Consider the following 17,498-nt stretch of genomic DNA (forward strand, 5'->3'; position numbering starts at 1 on the left):
GGCGGGCTGGCGCGTAGGCCGAAGGCCACCACCCCGCCCCGACGCAGACGCATGGACCGCAAGAAGGCAGTAGTCATCGGCTCCGGCATCGGCGGCCTCGCGTGCGCGATCCGGCTCCAGAGCCTCGGGTTCGACACGACGGTCGTCGAGAAGCTGGACGCCCCGGGCGGGCGGGCGTACGTCCGCCGCGCCCAGGGCTTCACGTTCGACATGGGGCCGACCGTCCTCACGGTCCCCCACTTTATCGAGGAGCTGTTCGCGCTCGAACGCGACCACGCGCGGCTGGGCGAGCCCGACTTCCCCGAGCACACGCTGGGCGACGGCGCGCGCGTGACCGAGGGCACGAGCGGCGGGCCGGCCACGAGCCGCTACGTCGAGCTCGTGCCCGTGACGCCGTTCTACCGGATCTACTTCGACGACGGCACCCATTTCGACTACGACGCCGACCCGGACAAGCTGCGGGCCGAGATCGAGAAGATCGCGCCCGAGGACCTCGACGGCTACGAGCGGTTCCACCGCGCGGCCAAGGCCATCTTCGACCGCGGGTTCCTGGAGCTGGGCTACACCTACTTCGGCAACGTCCGCTCCATGCTCGGCGTCACGGCCGACCTGTTCCGGCTGGACGCGGTGCGGCCGCTGTTCTCGTTCGTCAAGAAGTACTTCACGAGCGACAAGATGCGGCAGGTCTTCAGCTTCGAGCCGCTCCTCGTCGGCGGCAACCCGCAGAAGGTGCCGGCCATCTACGCCATGATCCACTTCGTCGAGCGGACGTGGGGGATCCACTTCGCGATGGGCGGGACGGGCGCGCTCGTCCAGGCGTTCGTCCAGAAGCTGGAGGAGTTGGGCGGGACGCTCCGTCTAGACAGCGAGGTCGAGCGGATCGACGTGGTGAGGGACGGCCGCCGGCGCCGCACGACGGGCGTGACGCTCGCGGGCGGCGAGCACATCGAGGCCGACCTCGTCGTCTCCAACGGCGACTACGCCCACACCTACCTCCACCTCGTCGACAAGGAGCACCGCCGGATCAACCGCGACGCGCTCGTCAAGCTGCGGAAGCAGTCGATGTCGCTCTTCGTGATCTACTTCGGCTACGAAAAGCGCGAGGGCGACCCCGACCTCCAGCACCACAACATCATCCTCGGCCCGCGCTACGAGGAGCTCCTGACCGACATCTTCGACCGCAAGGTGCTCGCCGACGACTTCAGCCAGTACCTCCACGTCCCCACGCTGACCGACCCGAGCCTGGCGCCCGAGGGCCACCACGCGGCCTACACCCTGATCCCGGTCCCCAACAACCAGAGCGGGCTGGACTGGGACGCCCTCGGCGACGGGTTCGCGGACAAGGTGCTGGGGTTCCTCGACGAGCGCGGCTACATCCCCGACCTCAAGGAGCGCATCGTGTACCAGAGCTACGTCACGCCCGACTACTTCGAGGGCACGCTGAACTCGTACGCGGGCAACGGCTTCGGCGTCGAGCCGGTCCTCATCCAGTCGGCCTTTTTCCGGCCGCACAACCGGAGCGAGGACGTCGAGAACCTCTACCTCGTCGGGCAGGGGACGCAGCCGGGCGGCGGGACGCCGTCGGTGATGATGTCGGCCAAGATGACGGCGCGCGAGGTGGCCCGCGACTTCGACGTGCCGGCCGAGATCGCGAACGGCGTACCCGCTGGGGTGGCGTAAGGCCACCGCCCCGCCCCCGTGTCCGCCCCGCCCTCAGGGGCGGGGTGGCGCCACAGCGACACCGCCCCCGGAACAACGAAGCTCCCTGGGCGCTACGCCACCCCGCCCGGGCGGGGCGGGCTCTGGGGGCGGGACGGGTTCCGAGGCCCAGCTCAGGAGAGGCCGCCGGTGGGGCTGGTGGAGCAACACGAAACGGCCCCTGCGGGCGTTGGTTGAAGAGGCTGCCGGACCCCGCCCGGGCGGCCTCTCCAAGAGCTCCTCCAACCCGCCTTATGTCTGTGTCCAAGCGCAAAGTCTCTGTCGCCCTCCTCGTGGCCGCGGCGTTCCTCGCCGGCGTCTTTTTCGTGACGTCGGTCTTCAACCTCGCCGGGTGGTCCGGCCTGTTCCAGGGCGCCGACGCGCAGGCCGTGCTCCCCGAGAGTGAGGCGATCGCCGTGGCCTCGGACCTCGGCGTCGCGTTCTCGACCGTGGCCGAGCACGTCAACCCGGCCGTCGTCCAGGTGCGCACGACGCGGACCATGGCGGACAACGGGCAAGGCCTCTCGCTCCCCGATATGTTCGGCGGCAGCCCGTTCGGGCGCGGCGGCCCGCGGGGCGGTGAGCAGAGCGGGATCGGGAGCGGCGCGTTCGTGAGCGCCGACGGCTACATCGTGACGAACAACCACGTGGTCGAGGGCGCCGACCTCCTCGAAGTCCTCCTCTTCGACGGCCGCGTGCTCGACGCCGAGGTCGTGGGAACGGACCCATTCTCGGACCTCGCCGTGCTCCGCGTCGAGGGCAGCGACTACCCCTACGTCCCCTTCGGCGACTCCGACGAGCTCCGCGTTGGGCAGTGGGTGCTGGCGTTCGGGAGCCCGCTCTCCGAGGAGCTCTCGAACACGGTCACGTCGGGGATCGTCTCCAGCCTCGGCCGCTTTGGCGGGGCGCCCGACCCGCGCGGCCGGCAGACGATCTCTAACTACATCCAGACCGACGCGGCCGTCAACCCGGGCAACTCGGGCGGCCCGCTCGTCAACCTCCGCGGCGAGATCGTCGGGATCAACTCGGCGATCGCCACGCGGACGGGCACGTTCAACGGCATCTCGTTCGCGATCCCCTCTGACATCGTTCGCTCGACGGTCGAGCAGCTGATCGATACGGGGACCGTCGAGCGCGGCTACCTCGGCATCTCGTTCCAGGCCGCGACGCCCGCGCTCCGCGAGGCGTACGACCTCGGGCCGGGCGCGGCCCGCGTCGGCGACATCTCGCCCGACGCCACGGGCCGCACGCCGGCCGCCGACGCCGGCATCCGCCCCGACGACATCATCACGGCCGTCGACGGCGTCGAGCTCCGCGACAGCGCCCAGATCGTCTCGCTGATCTCGAACAAGCGCCCCGGCGACACCGTCGAGGTCACGTACTACCGCGACGGAAAGCGGCGCGAGGCCGAGATCACGCTGGGCCGCCGGCCGGGCGACGACGCCGTCTCGCAGAACGGGCGCGGCCGGTCCGAGCAGCGCCCCATGAGCGGCTCGCGCGAACCGGCCTCGCTCGAAGCCTACGGGCTGACGCTCCGCGACCTCACGCCGCAGCAGGCCCGTCAGCTCGGCGGCGACGCGGCCGGCGTGCTCGTCGCCGACGTCGAGCGGGCGAGCTACGCCTACCGTGAGGCCGAAATCCGCCAGGGCCAGCTGATCGTTGAGGCGAACCGCGAGCCCGTCGCGTCCGTCGCCGACTTCCGCCAGGCCGTCGCCGACGTGGAGCCGGGCGGGTCGTTCCTCGTCCGCGTCCGCGTCGCGGACGGCCGGGGCAACTCGGCCGAGTACCTCACGGCGCTGACGAAGGAGGGCTAGCCGCCCCGCCCTCGTGCGTCTCCTGAGCGGGGCGGGCCTTCGGGCTCGCCCCGCTTTTTCTAGCGCGTGGGTTTGGCCCGCCCCGCCCGCGCCAGCGCAACGGATCGTTCTGCACGGAACGCGGGCGCGACGCCTGGGCGGGGTGGCGCCGCGAAGCTTGTGCTGTCGCTACACCAAGGGCCGCGCCTTGCGCGCGAGGCGTCCAGGGAGTTGGTTCCGGTTGGCCCGGCGCTGCGCGGTCCCCGGGGGCGGGGCGGGGTGTCGAGCCACTCCGTGCAACAGAAGTGCCGGACCAAACAGCCTCCAGAGGGTGAGTGTGTTGTGCCAGCTCTGGAGGATCGTGCCCTACCCGAGCCGCCCCGCCCGGACTCTCCATCATCCTTGGCTGCGCCGACCTGACAGTCATCCACGAGAGGCACTCCTCTGGAGGCGTCAGAGCACGGGCAGGAAGTCGGCGATCTGATACGGCCCCGCCGATGCGGGTGCCCCGCCCTAATTCTGCGACGGCGCCCGGCGGTAGTCGCCGCTCCGCCCGCCGGACTTGGCGAGCAGGTGGACGCCCGTGATCTCGATGTCCTTCGTCACCGACTTGCACATGTCGTAGACGGTGAGCGCGGCGACGGACACCGCCGTCAGCGCCTCCATCTCGACGCCCGTCGGCCCCTCCGTCTTGACGATGGCGCGCACGTCGACGGCGCCGGCCGCGTCGTCCAGGTCGAACTCGATCTCGACGTTCTGGAGCACGACATCGTGGCACAGCGGGAGCAGGCGGCTCGTCTGCTTTGCGCCTAGCACGCCGGCCACGTTCGCGACCGTGAGCACGTCGCCCTTGCGGATGCCGTTTTCGCGGACGAGCCGGAGCGCCTCGGCGCCGACCACCACGCGCCCGGCGGCGACGGCCGTCCGCGCGGTCGCGGTCTTGCTGCTGACGTCGACCATGCGGGCGCGGCCCTGGTCGTCAACGTGGCTGAGGGCGGAAGTCTCGGTCATGGGAGCGGTGGGGGGGACGCAGTCAAGATAGCGGGGCGACGAGAACGATGAGGCTCCGCCAGGCGTGTCCACCGCCGGCGTCCGCCCCGCCCACCGCGAGCAGGCAAGCCTCGCCTACTTACGGAAGATCTTCTGCCCGATGGCGATGGCCACGCCCACGGCGACCCCAGCCATGAGCAGGAGCACGTACCACGCCGTGGAGCCCATCTCGATGCCCATTACGACAAGAGAGCGTCTACGAAGCCTGCCTTGGCCTCGGCGTAGGCCGCCGGATTCCCTTCGTGCGCAAGGGCCAACTCGCGCTTGCGGTGGGCGTAGTGCTCCGCGAGCGCGGGGTCCGCGCGGAGCCGGTCGCGTAGGTCTAGGCGGCGCCTCCACACCGCCCCGCCCGCCTCAACGACGAGGAGCTCGTAGGTCTTGAACGCCCGCGTCCCCTTCCAGAACGTCCGCAGCGGTGCTCCAGCCTCCTCGTGGTAGCCCAGGGCTTCGAACGGCGCGGGCGGGGCGGCGGCCGAGTCGTCCACGCCCACGAGCAGGTCGATCGTGGGCCGGGCAGCCAACCCCGGCACCGCCGTGCTCCCGACGTGCTCGACCGCGTGGACGCCCTGGACGGACCGCACAGCACTCGCCTCGCGCTCGAAGTGGAGCGGCCACTCGGGGTCGTAGTTGGCGATAACGAGGCTCATGCTCGGGCGGGGCGGGTAGAGAGTACGCCACCCGGCGGGCGCCGTTCACCAGGGCGCACACCGCCCCGCCCAGCGACGAGGGCGGGGCGCGCGTCCTTCGCCGCCCCGCTCGTGTGCTCTAGCTCCCCGAAGGCCGCTCGGGGCGGGGTGGCTCAGTCGAAGTCCGCAACGAAGCCGATGTCGCTGTCCGCCCGCTCCTGGCGCGCCAGGAGGAACCGCTGGCCACCGGGGAAGACGGCGAGCCCCGAGTCTTCGGGCACGTCCTGGGCCGTGGCGACCGTCACGCGGCGCCCCGTCGCAGGGTCCAGGCGGACGACGGTCGCGGCTCGGTCGTAGCGCCGCTCCAGAACGTAGACGTAGGGGCCGGAGACGGTCCAGTTGGCCCAGTCGGCCGGCGAGAGGTTGGCCGGCAGGCGCCGAGCAGCGGCGTCCTGGGGGAGGCCGTCCGTGCCGGGCGGGAGCAGCCACAGGCCGCGCTTGTCGGGGCGGATGACGAGGAGGCCGCCGCCCGGCGCCTCGGCCGCCGCCACCCCGCCCCCGACCGTCACCGGCTCGGGGTCGCCGCCGGCCGCCGGCACGCGGTAGATCTGCCACGTGTCGCCGCGGTCGGACGCGAAGTACACCCACATCCCGTCGCGCGACCACGACGGCGCTACGTCGTCGGCCGAGTCCGTCGTGATCTGGCGGGCCTCGCCGTCGGGGAGCACGACGAACACGTCGGCGTTCCCCTGCGCCCGGGCCGAGACGGCTAGGCGCCGGCCGTCGGGGCTCCAGCGCGGCGAGCTCACGCGCGCGCCGCCAAAGTCGGTGAGCTGCCGGGCGCCCGAGCCGTCGGGGGCCGCCGACCACACCTCGTGGCTCCCGCTCCGCGTCGAGACGAACGCGGTCCGGGAGCCGTCCGGGGCCACAGCCGGCTGGAAGTCGTCGCGCGTCGAGCGGAGCAGGAGGCGGCCCCGGTCGTCGCCCGGGGCGAGTTGGATGATCTGGGACTGCACCCGCTGCTGGGCGAACGCGATGCCCCGCCCGCGGCGGGCGACGGACGGCCCGGCGATCTCGCCGCCGTCGGAGCCCAGCGCGATCCATCGCGGCGCACCGCCCTCGCGCGGGACCCGCCACAGGCCGGCCGCGCCGTCCCGGTTGGCGGCGTAGACGACCTCGCCGTCGGCCGTCCAGTCCAACCCCGTCACTCCTTTCTGCTCGCGGGCCAGCCGGCGGACCGGGCCGCCCTGGACCGAGACGACCGCCACGTCCTGGCGCCCGTCGAGCGCCGTGCGCACGAACGCGAGCCGCTGGCCGTCGGGCGAGAACGCCGGGGCGAGGTCGCCGGGGTACGTCGAGGCCGGCGACGTCAGCCGCTGCGGGCGCGAGCCGTCGAGCGGGAGGAGGTGGAGGCTGAACGCGCCCTGGCGCCCGCGCCGGGCCGAGAACGCGAGCGTCTGCCCGTCGGGGCTCCACACGAGGTCCTCGACGGCGAGCCCCTCGGGTTCGGCGAGCGTGCGGGCCGCCCCGCCCCCGGCGCCGACGACGTAGACGCCGCACTCGCCGCCGACCCCGCACCGGACGAACGCGACGCGCTGGCCGTCGGGGCTCCAGGCCGGGCTCCGCTCGTCGGCGGGGTGGTTCGTGAGCCGCGTCGGGGCCGCCCCGCCCCGAGCGTCCTGGACGTAGACGTCGAACGCGCCGGGCTCGCCGTCGGCCGCCTCGCCGTTCCACGCGAACGCCACGCGCGAGCCGTCGGGCGAGAGGGCCGGGTCGCGCTCGTCGCCGGGGTAGCTCGTGAGCGGCGTGGTCGCAAGCGGGCGGACGCCCGCGACGCCGGCCTGGTAGGCGAGGACCGCGCCCAGGGCCACGACCGCGACGGCGGCCAGCGCCCACAACACGACCGTCGGGCGCGTCCGCGTGGGGAGCTCGGGACGCCGGAGGTCGAGCCCGGGCGGGGCGGCGAGCGAGACCGCGCCCGGGGCGGCCTCGACGGCGACGCCGTCGACGGCCGTGGCCTCGACGTCGGTCTCGACCTGGGCGATCAGGCGGTAGCCCCGCTTCCGGATCGTCTCGACGTAGGACGGGCTCCGGGCCTTGTCGCCGAGCGCCTTGCGGAGCTCCGAGATGCACCGGGCCAGGACGTCGTCGGTCACGATCGTGCCGGTCCACACCTCGGCCATGAACTCGTCCTTCGTCACCGTCTCGCCCGGCACGGCTGCCATGCACGCGAGGACCTCCATGACCTTGGGCTCAACGCGGCGGACGGTCTCGCCACGGGTGAGCTGGTTCGCCATTGGCTCAGCCACCCAGTCCCCTACGCGGAAGGGAGCCGAGAGGATCGGGTGCGCAGGGGGACGGTCCGTCGTCTCCATGATCGAGGTCGCAGGGGTCCAGGGAAGGGTCGGTCGGCGAGACCTGGTGGGTCTCGGGCAGGGGAAACGAGGCGGCCTGCCCTGTCATGCCCAGCGCTGTCAGACAACGCAGGATAGCCGCAGTCCGCACAACGCGCCTAGAGCGGCGCGGACCTCTTTCCTGGGCTAGAACCTGTTTTTATGAGGCATCGGTTCCGATCCATCACCTAACCCTCACGCTCCTCGCACTCCGCCCCCATAGACTCCGCCCCGCCCTGCCCCATCTTGCAATCGCTCGCCCCGCTGCCCTCGTCTCTCTTCTCCCCTCCCCCAGGCAGCGCTGGCGACGTCTCTACTCCGAACAGACGCGCAACGGGTTTTGTGAGCCACCCCGCGCGCTCTGAGGCCGGCACATCCCCACCCTGCCGGCCGCCCGGGCCATCTCTGGCCCGCTCGCTGCCCGCCCCGACCCTCTGCGTCGGGGCGGGCAGCGTTGGGTTTACACGGCGCCTCGGGCGGGGCGGGCGACGGCGTGTCCTCGCTGAGCGCAGCGCCGGGCGCTCGCCGGCTTGTGCCCGCCCCGCCCGAGAGGGCGGAGTGGTCTCGGGGAGGGTCCCGCTCCTAGCTAGCAGGAGTATTTCTCGGGAGAGCACATCTGCGAACGTTCCTGTGCCGTCATCCCAGCGGAGGCCAGTGTACGACCGGCGTCGTCCACCTCTGCCGGCGTGCTGGACTCAGACCACCGGCAGCATCCCTCTTCGGGGAGTTCAGAGACGGTTTCTACAGACGAAATCGGCTTCCCCGCCCCCTCCAGAGGTCTCCCCACGAGGAGGGGCGGTCGTATCCGAGGGGGCAGCGTTCGGGCGGGGCGGTCGGAGGCGCGGCCCCCCACCCCGCCCACGGCCCGTCCTGCAAAGACGGCGCCACCTGTGGAACGCATGAGAGCGCGCGCGTTGGGGACCCGCTGGAGCGCAGGTGCCCCGCCCGGTTCTCCATCACGACAGCGTCAGGGAATCCCGACCTCACCCACATGGGGTCACGGCGGCAGCGGCGGACCTTGGCCGTCCCTGATCAACCACACCCCACCCATGACTACCCACCCCCTTTCGTTCTCCCGGACGACCGCCGTTACGGCGCTGTGCCTCCTGGCCCTGCTCTTCTCGGTCCCCGTGTTCGCGCAGGAGGTCCCCGCCGAGCCCGTCCCGGAAGAGACACTCCCCGAAGAGACGCTCCCCGAAGAGCCCGCTTATGAGGAAGAGGCCACGTATGAGGAGCCGGCCGCCGAGGCCACGGGCTCTGACGTCGCCGCGACGCTGGCCGCCGACGGCCGGTTTAGCGTCCTCCTCGACGCGCTGGCCCAGACGGGCCTCGACGCGGCCATCGCCGAGGGCGGCCCGTTCACGGTCTTCGCCCCGACCGACGACGCGTTCGCCACGCTCCCCGCGGGCACCCTTGAGGCGCTGTCCGACGACGACCTCCGCGCGGTGCTCCTGTACCACGTGGTCGAGGGCGAGGTCGGGCCGGACGCCGCCACGCTCGGCGAGCCCGTCGCCACGCTGGCCGGGCCGGCGCTCGAGTTCAGCGACGTCGACGGCAGCCTCGTCGTCAACGGCACGGCTGCGGCCGGCGAGGGCGTGACCGTCTCGAACGGGCGCGTCTACGCGCTCGGCACGGTCCTCCTGCCGCCCACGGCCGACATGGACAGCGACATGTAAGCCACGGAGGCTCGTCCCCCCCGCCCGCCCCGCCCCGCTCACGTGGGGCGGGGCGGTCTCGTTTAGTCGGCCTGGTAGACGGGCGCGCCGTCGAGGTACGTGGCGAGGACGCGGGCGTCGAGGATGGCCTCGGGCGGGGCGGTCATGATGTCCCGGGACAGGAGCACAAAGTCGGCTCGCTTGCCGGGTTCTATGCTGCCGACCTCGTCCTCCATGAAGGCGGCGTAGGCCGCGTCGAGGGTGAACCCGCGGAGGGCCTCGGCGCGCGTGAGCGTCTGGTTGCCGTACCACCCGCCGGCCGGCGCGTCGGCGGCGTCCTGGCGCGTGACGGCCGCGTGGAAGCCGAGGAGCGGGTCGACGCGCTCGACCGGGAAGTCGCTGCCGAGGGCGAGGCGCGCGCCCGAGTCGACCAGCCGGCGCCACGCGTAGGCGCCGCGCGCGCGGTCCCCGCCGACGCGCGTCTCGACCCACGGCATGTCGCTCGTGGCGTGCGTCGGCTGGACGCTCGCGATCACGCCGAGCGCGGCGAACCGCTCCAGGTCGTCGAGCGAGAGCACCTGGGCGTGCTCGATCCGGTGCCGCCCCGCCCCGCGGTCCACCCCGCCATCCGCCCCGCCCGTGGCGGCGAGGGCCGTTTCGTAGGCGTCGAGGACCTGACGGTTGGCGCGGTCCCCGATGGCGTGCGTGTTGACTTGGAGGCCGCACCGCATGGCGTCCTCGACCGTCTGGCGGAGCGCGGCGTCGGGGTGGAACAGGAGGCCCTGGTTGCCCGGCTCGTCCGAGTAGTCGGCCAGGAGCGCGGCGCCGCGGCTGCCGAGCGCGCCGTCGGCGTAGACCTTGAGCGAGCGGGCCACGAGGCGGCCGCCGTGCTCCAGGCCGTCCGGGTACCGCTCGCAGAAGGCGCCGAGCTCGTCCTCGGAGAGCATGGCGTAGTTGCGGATCGGGAAGCGGCCGGCGTCGATGGCCCGGCGGTACAGGTCGAGCGACTCGATGGGCACGCCGGCCTCGTGGACGCCCGTGAGCCCGTACTTCGTGGTCTCCTCCAGCGCGCGCCTCAGCGCCTCCTCGGACACCGCGGCGTCGGGGGCGGGGAGGGCGCGCGCGACGAGCGCCTCGGCGGCGTCGACGAACACGCCGGTCGGGCGGCCGGCCTCGTCCCGGACCACCGCCCCGCCCTCGGGGTCGGACGGGGCGGGCGCCTCGGGGTCGATGCCGGCGGCGCGGAGGGCGGCCGTGTTGGCCCACGAGGCGTGCCCGTCGATCCGCCCCAGCCAGACGGGCCGGTCGGGGAAGGCGGCGTCGAGGTCGGCCCGCGTGGGGAACGGCTCGCCCTCGCCCCAGTCGTTCTGGTCCCAGCCGCGGCCCGTCACCCAGGCGCCGTCGGGGAGGTCGGCGGCAAAGGCCTGGAGCCGCTCGACGACCTCGGCCCGCGACGTGGCGCCGACGAGGTCGGCCTGGAGGAGCGACGTGCCCAGCCCGAGCAGGTGGGCGTGCGCGTCGATGAGGCCGGGCACGACGGCCGCCCCGCCCAGGTCAAGGCGCGGCCAGTCGGGGTAGGCCGCCCGCACCTCGTCGTCCGACCCGACGGCCACGAACCGGCCGTCCTCGACGGCGAACGCCTCGGCCGTCGGCCGGTCGTCGTCGACGGTGTACACCACCCCGCCCGTGGCGACGTAGCGTGCGGGCGGGGCGGCCTCCTGGGCGGCGGCGAGCGCCGGGAGCAGGACGGCGAGGAGCAGGAGCAGGCGGGTCATGGGCGGGGCGGCAGCGGCGGGCGGGGTGGGCAAGATCGCAAGAGCGACGGCACGCAGGCGCCACCGTGCGGGGCGGGAGGTCGGACTGTGCGACGAGAGCAGGTAGAGCGACGAGAGCAGGTAGAGCGACGAGAGCAGGTAGAGGGACGAGAGCAGGTAGAGCGACGAGAGCAGGGAGAGCGACGAGAGCAGGTGCCCGCCCCGCCCGCACGGCGCGGCAAGGGCGGGGCGGGAGGCGGCCGGAACCTTTCGGAACCGCCCCGCCCCCTGCTCTACCTGCCCTACCTGCTCTACCTGCTCTACCTGCTCTACCTGCTCTACCTGCTCTACCTGCTCTACCTGCTACCCCCGCGGCGGCCGCTCAACCCACAGCGTCACCGGCCCGTCGTTGACGAGCGCCACCTCCATCTGAGCCCCGAAGACGCCGCGGCCGACCGCCCCGCCCAGGTGCCCCGATAGCGCGTCGCAGAACGCCTCGTAGAGCGGCTCCGCAATGTCGGGCGGGGCGGCGCGCGTGTAGCTCGGGCGCGTCCCCTTGCGGACGTCGCCGGCGAGCGTGAACTGGCTGACGACGAGTGCGCCGCCGCCCACGTCGACGAGCGAGCGGTTCATGCGGCCGTCGTCGTCGGGGAACACGCGGAGCCGGGCCGTCTTGTCGGCCAGCCAGTCGCCTTCGGCGGCCGTGTCGCCCACGACGACGCCGAGGAGCACGAGCAGGCCGCGGCCGACCTCGCCGACGACCTCCCCGCCCACGCGGACCGAGGCGGAGGACACGCGCTGAACGAGGGCAATCATGGGCGGGACTGGGGACTGGGGACTGGGGACTGGGGACTGGAAGGTGTCCGACCACCCCGCCCTCGTCAACCCTCCCTCTGGCTCTTGGCGGGGCGGTCTGGGGCGAACCCTCTGCCGGCGCCCGGTTGCCTACTCCCCCGAACGCAGCGAGCGCACGAACGCGTCGAGCGCGCGTCCGCGGTGGCTGATCCGGTTTTTCTCCTCGGCCGTCATCTCGGCGAACGTCCGGCCGTCGCCTTGGGCGGGGCGGAACAGCGAGTCGTAGCCGAACCCGGCCGTCCCGGACTCCTCGGTGGCGATGAGCCCCTCGCACACGCCGTCGAACGTGCGCACGCCGTCGGCGTCGGCGTAGGCGAGCACGGTGCGGAATCGGGCCGTGCGGCTCGGCGCGCCGGCGATGTCGGCGAGCAGCTTCCGGCGATTGTCCTCGTCGTCCGCGTCGTCGCCCGCGTAGCGCGCGCTGCGGACGCCCGGCGCCCCGTCCAGCGCGTCGACCTCCAGGCCCGTGTCGTCGGCCAGCGACGGCGAGCCGGTAAAGTCGAGTAGCGCGCGCGCCTTTTTCTCGGCGTTGCCCGCGAGCGTGTCGGCGTCCTCCTCGACCTCGGGCGCGCCCAAGTCGGCGGCCGAGACCAGGTCGATGTCGAGGTCGGCGAGCCGAGCGGCCAGCTCGGCAATCTTGCCGGGGTTGCGGGTGGCGAGGACGAGGCGCATGCGGGTTCGGGGTTCGGGGTTCGGGGTTCGGGGTTCGGCAAGATGGCCGTTCCACCCCGCCCACACCACGGGGCGAACCCGCCGGTCGGGGCGGGGCGGCCTGAGAGGGCGGGGCGGCTGCGCGGGGCTTCCCCTTGTATTCACGCCGTCCGACGGCCCCGTTCTTGGACTGCCCCGCCCCGCCCCCTAGATTCGGGGGCTTGACGTGGTGCGACCCCGCGCTCTCGGTCCGCCCCGCCCCTTCCCCCTCCACCAGACTGGTATTGCCTTGGCTATCGGCATCAAAGTTCGCGACAAGGAGTCCATCGACCGCGCCCTCCGCCGCTTTAAGCGGACCGTCAACCGCGCCCGCGTGCTGCGGACGTACCGCGAGAACATGGCCTTCACGAAGCCCTCCATCGTGAAGCGCGAGGAGCGCAAGGAGGCGGCCAAGAAGGCCCGTCGCGCGAACCGCCGCCGCTACTAGCCGAGGCCCAGCGGGGCTGCCGCCCCGCCCTCTGGGTCCGTACGCCCGTTCCTCCGCGTGGAGGGACGGGCGTTTCTGTGCGCGGGCGGGGTGGTCTACTCCCCTTCCGCCGAGGGCGGGGTGGGCAGCTCGTCGAGGTCGGCCATGTCCTTCGGCCGGCCGCTCGCCCGCTTGTTCCGGCGGAGGTCGCGCAGCCCGATCACCGGCACCTCCACCCCGCCCCAGTCGACGACTTCCCGCTGCGCCCAGCACTCGTCGAACGAGACGCCGGAGACGGACGTGAAGATCTCCGCACAGTTTGGAGGCACGCCGATCCGGATGATCTTGTCGTCGCCGAGGAGTGCGGTGGGGACGTCGAACCCACACGTCGATGTCGCCCGTGGCTCGGGGGTACCCGTAGTAGATGACCGCGTAGCCGCCGACGAGGAGGTACTCAACTCCGCTCGCGTTCAGCGAACTCAATAACTCGCTGAAGTCGGGCGGTAGCCGCGTCTCCATAGTTCACCTCGCGGAGGTACTGTGCCGTTTGCAGGCGGAACTCGGGCGTCTGCGCCCACCACCACGCGCGGTCGGCCTCCTCGGCCTCCTCGAACGAGGAGGCGACTGAGAAGGCCGAGCGGTCCATGCGGGGCGGGGCGGGGCGGTCAGGCATCGAGCCCGAGCGCCTCGCGCACGATCCGCTCCTGCTCGGCGGTGTGGACCTTGGCGCTGCCGGCGGCCGGCGAGGCGGCGGCGGCGCGGCCGGCGTAGACCACGCGGTGCGAGCAGTCGCCCGTGACGTCTTCCAGGAGCGCGTCGAGGCGGTGGCGCACGAACGACCACCCGCCCATGTTGGCCGGCTCCTCCTGGAGCCACACGACGGGCTTGCCCTCAAACCGGGCCAGCTCCTCGCGCACGGCGTCCTCGGGGAACGGGTAGAACTGCTCCAGCCGCGCGATGGCGACCGACGCGGGGTCGTCCAGCGCCTCGCGCGCCTTGAGCACGTCGTAGTACACCTTCCCCGAGCAGATCACGAGGCGGTCCGCCCCGGCGGTTTGCGCCCCGCCCTCTTGCGAGGGAATGAACGGGCGGTAGTGGCCGTCGGACAGCTCCTCCACCGACGTCACCGCCTGCGGGTGGCGCAGGAGCGACTTCGGCGTCATGACGATGAGCGGCTTCTTGGCGTCCCGCTTCACCTGGCGCCGGAGCGCGTGGAAGTAGTTGGACGGCGTCGAGTAGTTGGCGACGATGAGGTTGTCCTCGGCGCACGCCTGGAGGAACCGCTCGAGACGGCCCGACGAGTGCTCCGGCCCCTGCCCCTCGTACGCGTGCGGGAGCAGCATCACGAGCGACGAGGTCTGCCCCCACTTGGCCTCGGCCGCCGTCACGAACTGGTCGATCATGATCTGGGCGCCGTTCACGAAGTCGCCGAACTGGGCCTCCCAGAGCACCAAGGCTTCCGGCTCGGCGACCGAGTACCCGTACTCGAACCCGAGCGCGGCGTACTCGCTCAGGAGCGAGTCGTAGACCTGGAACTTAGCGGCCCCGTCGCCGAGCTGGTTGAGCGGGGTGTGGCGGTGGCCGTCCGTCTGGTCGTAGAGGATGGCGTGGCGCTGCGAGAACGTCCCGCGCCCCGAGTCCTGCCCGCTCAGGCGGACCGGCGTGTCCTCCAGCAGGAGCGTCCCGAACGCGAGCGCTTCGGCGAGCGCCCAGTCGATCTGGCCCTCCTCGAACTGCTTCTGCCGGCGGTCGACGACGAGGCGGCCCAGCTTTTTGTGGACCTCGAAGTCGTCGGGCAGGTCGACGAGCGCGCGGATGACGCGGTCGAGGGCGGGGCGGGGGGCCGCCGTCGCGACCGGCTCCTCGGGCTCGACCGGGACCGGCGGCGGGACTGGGTCGAGGTCCTTCCGCTGCTCGGCGAGCTCCTTCGTCTCCTCGAACGCCCCGTCCAGCTTCCCCTTGAAGTCGTCGAGGATGCCCTCGGCCTGCTCCGGGGTTAGCTCGCCGCGGCGGAGCAGGAGCTCGAGGTACAGCTTCCGCACGCTCCGGTGGCCGTTGATCTCGGCGTACATGAGCGGCTGCGTGTAGCTGGGCTCGTCGCCCTCGTTGTGGCCGTACTTCCGGTAGCACACGAGGTCGACCACGACGTCCTTGTTGAACACCTGGCGGTAGTCCAGCGCCAGGCGCGCCACGCGGACGGCGGCCTCGGGGTCATCGCCGTTGACGTGGAAGATGGGCGCCTGGATCATGCGCGCGATGTCGGTCGCGTAGACCGAGGAGCGCGAGTGCATGGGGAGCGTCGTGAACCCGATCTGGTTGTTGACGACGAGGTGGACCGTCCCGCCCGTCCGGTAGCCTTCGAGCTGCGACAGGTTGAGCGTTTCGGCGACCACGCCCTGCCCGGCGAACGCGGCGTCGCCGTGGATGAGGACGGGGAGCACGCGGTCGCGGAGCTGCTTTTCGCTCGCGTCCGGCGTGGCCTCGACGATCCGCTGCTGCTTGGCCCGCACCATCCCCTCGACGACCGGGTTGACGGCTTCGAGGTGCGACGGGTTGGAGGCCAGTGTGAGCTCGGTCGTCGCGCCGGACGGCGAGGTGTGCGTGCCGGTCTGACCGAGGTGGTACTTCACGTCGCCCGAGCCGTGGACGGCGTCGGGGTCGATCGTCCCCTCGAACTCGCCGAACACGCGGTCGTAGGGCTTGCCGAGGATGTTGGTGAGCACGTTGAGGCGGCCGCGGTGGGCCATCCCGATCACGACCTCCTCGGTCTCCTGGTCGGCCGCGTCCGAGAGGACGGCGTCGAGGAGCGGGACCATGGTCTCGGCGCCCTCCAGCGAGAACCGCTTGTGCCCGATGTACTTGGTGTGGATAAACTGTTCGAGGGCCTCGGCCTCGTTGAGCTTCTCGAAGATCCGCGTTTTCCGGGCCGGGTCGATGGGCTCGCGGAACTGCTGCGGCTCGATCCGCTCGATGAGCCACCGCTTCTCGGCCGGCGACGAGAGGTGCATGAACTCGCTCCCCACGTGGCCCGTGTAGGTGTCCCAGAGGATGTCGAGGATCTCGCGGAGCGTGGCCCGATCCTTCCCCGCGAGCCCACCGCCCACGCCGGCCATGCCGCCCGTCAAGAACTCGCGGTCGAGGTCCCAGACGGTGAGGCCGTAGCTGGCCGGGTCGAGCTCGGTGTGGTTGCGCGGCTCGTAGCCGAGCGGGTTGGTGTCGGCGAGGAGGTGGCCGCGGACGCGGTAGGCGCGGATGAGCTCGTAGACGCGGGCCTGCTTCTCGATCTTGGCTGCCTTGCCGGTCGCCCGGAGCCGCCCCGTCCCCAGCGACGGCGTCGAGTCGGCGGCGCCGCGGAACGGCGGGAGGTGGAGCCCGAGCGACTGGAATACGTCGTCGTAGAAGCCGTCCTCGCCCTGGAGCAGGCCGGCCACGACGTTCAGGAACTCGCCCGACTCGGCGCCCTGGATCACGCGGTGGTCGTAGGTTGAGGTCATCGTCATGACTTCGGAGAGCCCGAGCCGCGAGAGCTCCTCCGGCGCCATGCCGGCGTACTCAGGCGGGTAGCCGATGGCGCCGACGGCGACGATCACGCTCTGACCCGGCATGAGGCGCGGGACGCTCATGATGGTCCCGATGCCGCCCGGGTTGGTCAGCGTGGCCGTCGTGCCCTGGAAGTCCTCGACGGCCAGCTTGCTGCCGCGGGCGCGCTTGACGACGTCGTTGTAGGCGCCGAGGAACTCGGCGAACGACATCTGGGCGGCCTCCTTGATGTTGGGCACGAGGAGCTGCCGCTTCCCCCGCTTCTCGATGTCGATGGCGAGCCCGAGCGCGGTCGAAGCCGCCTCGATCCGCTCGGGCGCCCCGTCCTGCTCGCGGAACGCAGCCTTCATGCCGGGGACCGCCTCCATGCCGCGCAGGATGGCGTGGGCGATCAGGTGCGTGAACGAGACCTTCGCCCCGCCCGTCGCCCGCTGGTGGCGGTTGATGAGCCGCCGGTTCTCGGCCAGCAGGCGGACCGCGATCTCGCGCACGGACGTGGCCGTGGGGATCGTGAGGCTGGCCTCCATGTTCTCGACGATCCGGGCGCCCACGCCGCGGATCGGGGCGGCCTCGGCACCTTCGGGGAGCGGCACGGTGGGCGCCTGTAGACGGGCGGGGAGGCTCGCCGGGGCGCCGTCGCCGCCGGCGGCCCCATTGCCGGAGGGCGGGGCGGGGCGGGCGGGCGCGGGCGGGGCGGCGCTCGACGCGTCGGCGGCCGGGGCGCTCGCGGCGGCCTCGGGCGCGCCGTCGCCGGAGGTGTCCGCCCCGCCCGGCGCGCTGTACGCCGGCTTCGGGTCGAAGTCGGCGAAAAAGTCGCGCCAGCTCTCGCTGACCGACTCGGGGTTTTGGAGGTACTGGGCGTAGACGTCTTCGACGTAGCCGCTGTTGAAGCCGAACATGCTCGCGGGGCGTGGGAGGGCGGGGCGAACCCTACGCGCCGCGCCGGCCGGCGGATTCCCGAAGACGGCAGGAACCACCCCGCCCCGCCCACGCGCGCGCCGAGGGCGGGGCGGGGCG

The 17,498-nt window shown here is 72.5% G+C and carries 13 protein-coding genes; 4 read left to right on the forward strand and 9 right to left on the reverse strand.

The window, feature by feature from the left end:
- The first annotated feature begins 51 nt into the window (after positions 1-51).
- Both crtI and RM540_RS11090 read left to right on the forward strand, forming a co-directional pair.
- Positions 52-1,680: a phytoene desaturase family protein gene (gene crtI, locus RM540_RS11085; protein WP_311664054.1), complete on the forward strand. Its 1,629-nt coding sequence runs from the start codon at positions 52-54 to the stop codon at positions 1,678-1,680.
- Positions 1,681-1,958: 278 nt separating this feature from the next.
- Complete coding sequence (locus RM540_RS11090; protein ID WP_311664055.1) at positions 1,959-3,512, forward strand: trypsin-like peptidase domain-containing protein; 1,554 nt, start codon at positions 1,959-1,961, stop codon at positions 3,510-3,512.
- A gap of 492 nt (positions 3,513-4,004) precedes the next feature.
- On the opposite strand, the gene moaC is transcribed toward RM540_RS11090, so the two are convergent.
- From moaC to RM540_RS11105, 3 genes are all read right to left on the reverse strand, one after another.
- Positions 4,005-4,502 (reverse strand): cyclic pyranopterin monophosphate synthase MoaC, encoded by a 498-nt coding sequence (gene moaC, locus RM540_RS11095; protein WP_311664056.1) that lies wholly within the window; start codon positions 4,500-4,502, stop codon positions 4,005-4,007.
- Between the two features lie 218 nt (positions 4,503-4,720).
- Positions 4,721-5,188 carry a GrpB family protein gene (locus RM540_RS11100; protein WP_311664058.1) on the reverse strand — a complete coding sequence of 156 codons (468 nt, stop codon included), beginning with the start codon at positions 5,186-5,188 and terminating at the stop codon, positions 4,721-4,723.
- A gap of 152 nt (positions 5,189-5,340) precedes the next feature.
- Positions 5,341-7,542 carry a winged helix-turn-helix domain-containing protein gene (locus RM540_RS11105; protein WP_311664059.1) on the reverse strand — a complete coding sequence of 734 codons (2,202 nt, stop codon included), beginning with the start codon at positions 7,540-7,542 and terminating at the stop codon, positions 5,341-5,343.
- Positions 7,543-8,609: 1,067 nt separating this feature from the next.
- Between RM540_RS11105 and RM540_RS11110 the strand changes: the two genes are divergently transcribed.
- Entirely contained in the window at positions 8,610-9,236 is a 627-nt protein-coding gene (locus RM540_RS11110) for a fasciclin domain-containing protein (RefSeq protein WP_311664060.1), read from the forward strand.
- Positions 9,237-9,298: 62 nt separating this feature from the next.
- Here RM540_RS11110 and RM540_RS11115 read toward each other — a convergent pair whose 3' ends face one another.
- The 3 genes from RM540_RS11115 to rdgB all read right to left on the reverse strand — a co-directional run bounded on the left by RM540_RS11115 (position 9,299) and on the right by rdgB (position 12,496).
- Positions 9,299-10,990 (reverse strand): amidohydrolase, encoded by a 1,692-nt coding sequence (locus RM540_RS11115; protein WP_311664061.1) that lies wholly within the window; start codon positions 10,988-10,990, stop codon positions 9,299-9,301.
- Between the two features lie 342 nt (positions 10,991-11,332).
- Positions 11,333-11,785 carry a D-aminoacyl-tRNA deacylase gene (gene dtd / locus RM540_RS11120; protein WP_311664062.1) on the reverse strand — a complete coding sequence of 151 codons (453 nt, stop codon included), beginning with the start codon at positions 11,783-11,785 and terminating at the stop codon, positions 11,333-11,335.
- A 129-nt stretch (positions 11,786-11,914) separates the two neighbouring features.
- Positions 11,915-12,496, reverse strand: a complete 582-nt coding sequence (rdgB, locus tag RM540_RS11125) for an RdgB/HAM1 family non-canonical purine NTP pyrophosphatase (RefSeq protein WP_311664063.1) — start codon at positions 12,494-12,496, stop codon at positions 11,915-11,917.
- Positions 12,497-12,764: 268 nt separating this feature from the next.
- On the opposite strand from rdgB, the gene rpsU reads away from it, so the two are divergent.
- Positions 12,765-12,962 (forward strand): 30S ribosomal protein S21, encoded by a 198-nt coding sequence (gene rpsU / locus RM540_RS11130; protein WP_311664065.1) that lies wholly within the window; start codon positions 12,765-12,767, stop codon positions 12,960-12,962.
- A 95-nt stretch (positions 12,963-13,057) separates the two neighbouring features.
- On the opposite strand, the gene RM540_RS11135 is transcribed toward rpsU, so the two are convergent.
- The 3 genes from RM540_RS11135 to RM540_RS11145 all read right to left on the reverse strand — a co-directional run bounded on the left by RM540_RS11135 (position 13,058) and on the right by RM540_RS11145 (position 17,380).
- A complete protein-coding gene (locus RM540_RS11135) occupies positions 13,058-13,270 on the reverse strand; it encodes a hypothetical protein (RefSeq protein ID WP_311664066.1) in 213 nt (70 codons plus the stop codon).
- Between the two features lie 125 nt (positions 13,271-13,395).
- Complete coding sequence (locus tag RM540_RS11140) at positions 13,396-13,614, reverse strand: hypothetical protein (protein ID WP_311664068.1); 219 nt, start codon at positions 13,612-13,614, stop codon at positions 13,396-13,398.
- Positions 13,607-17,380, reverse strand: coding sequence for a multifunctional oxoglutarate decarboxylase/oxoglutarate dehydrogenase thiamine pyrophosphate-binding subunit/dihydrolipoyllysine-residue succinyltransferase subunit (locus tag RM540_RS11145; RefSeq protein WP_311664070.1), 3,774 nt, complete (start codon positions 17,378-17,380; stop codon positions 13,607-13,609). Before RM540_RS11145 ends, RM540_RS11140 begins: the two co-directional genes overlap by 8 nt.
- Between the last annotated feature and the right edge of the window lie 118 nt (positions 17,381-17,498).

Source organism: Rubrivirga litoralis, assembly GCF_031846415.1.
Classification (GTDB): Bacteria; Bacteroidota; Rhodothermia; order Rhodothermales; family Rubricoccaceae; genus Rubrivirga; species Rubrivirga litoralis.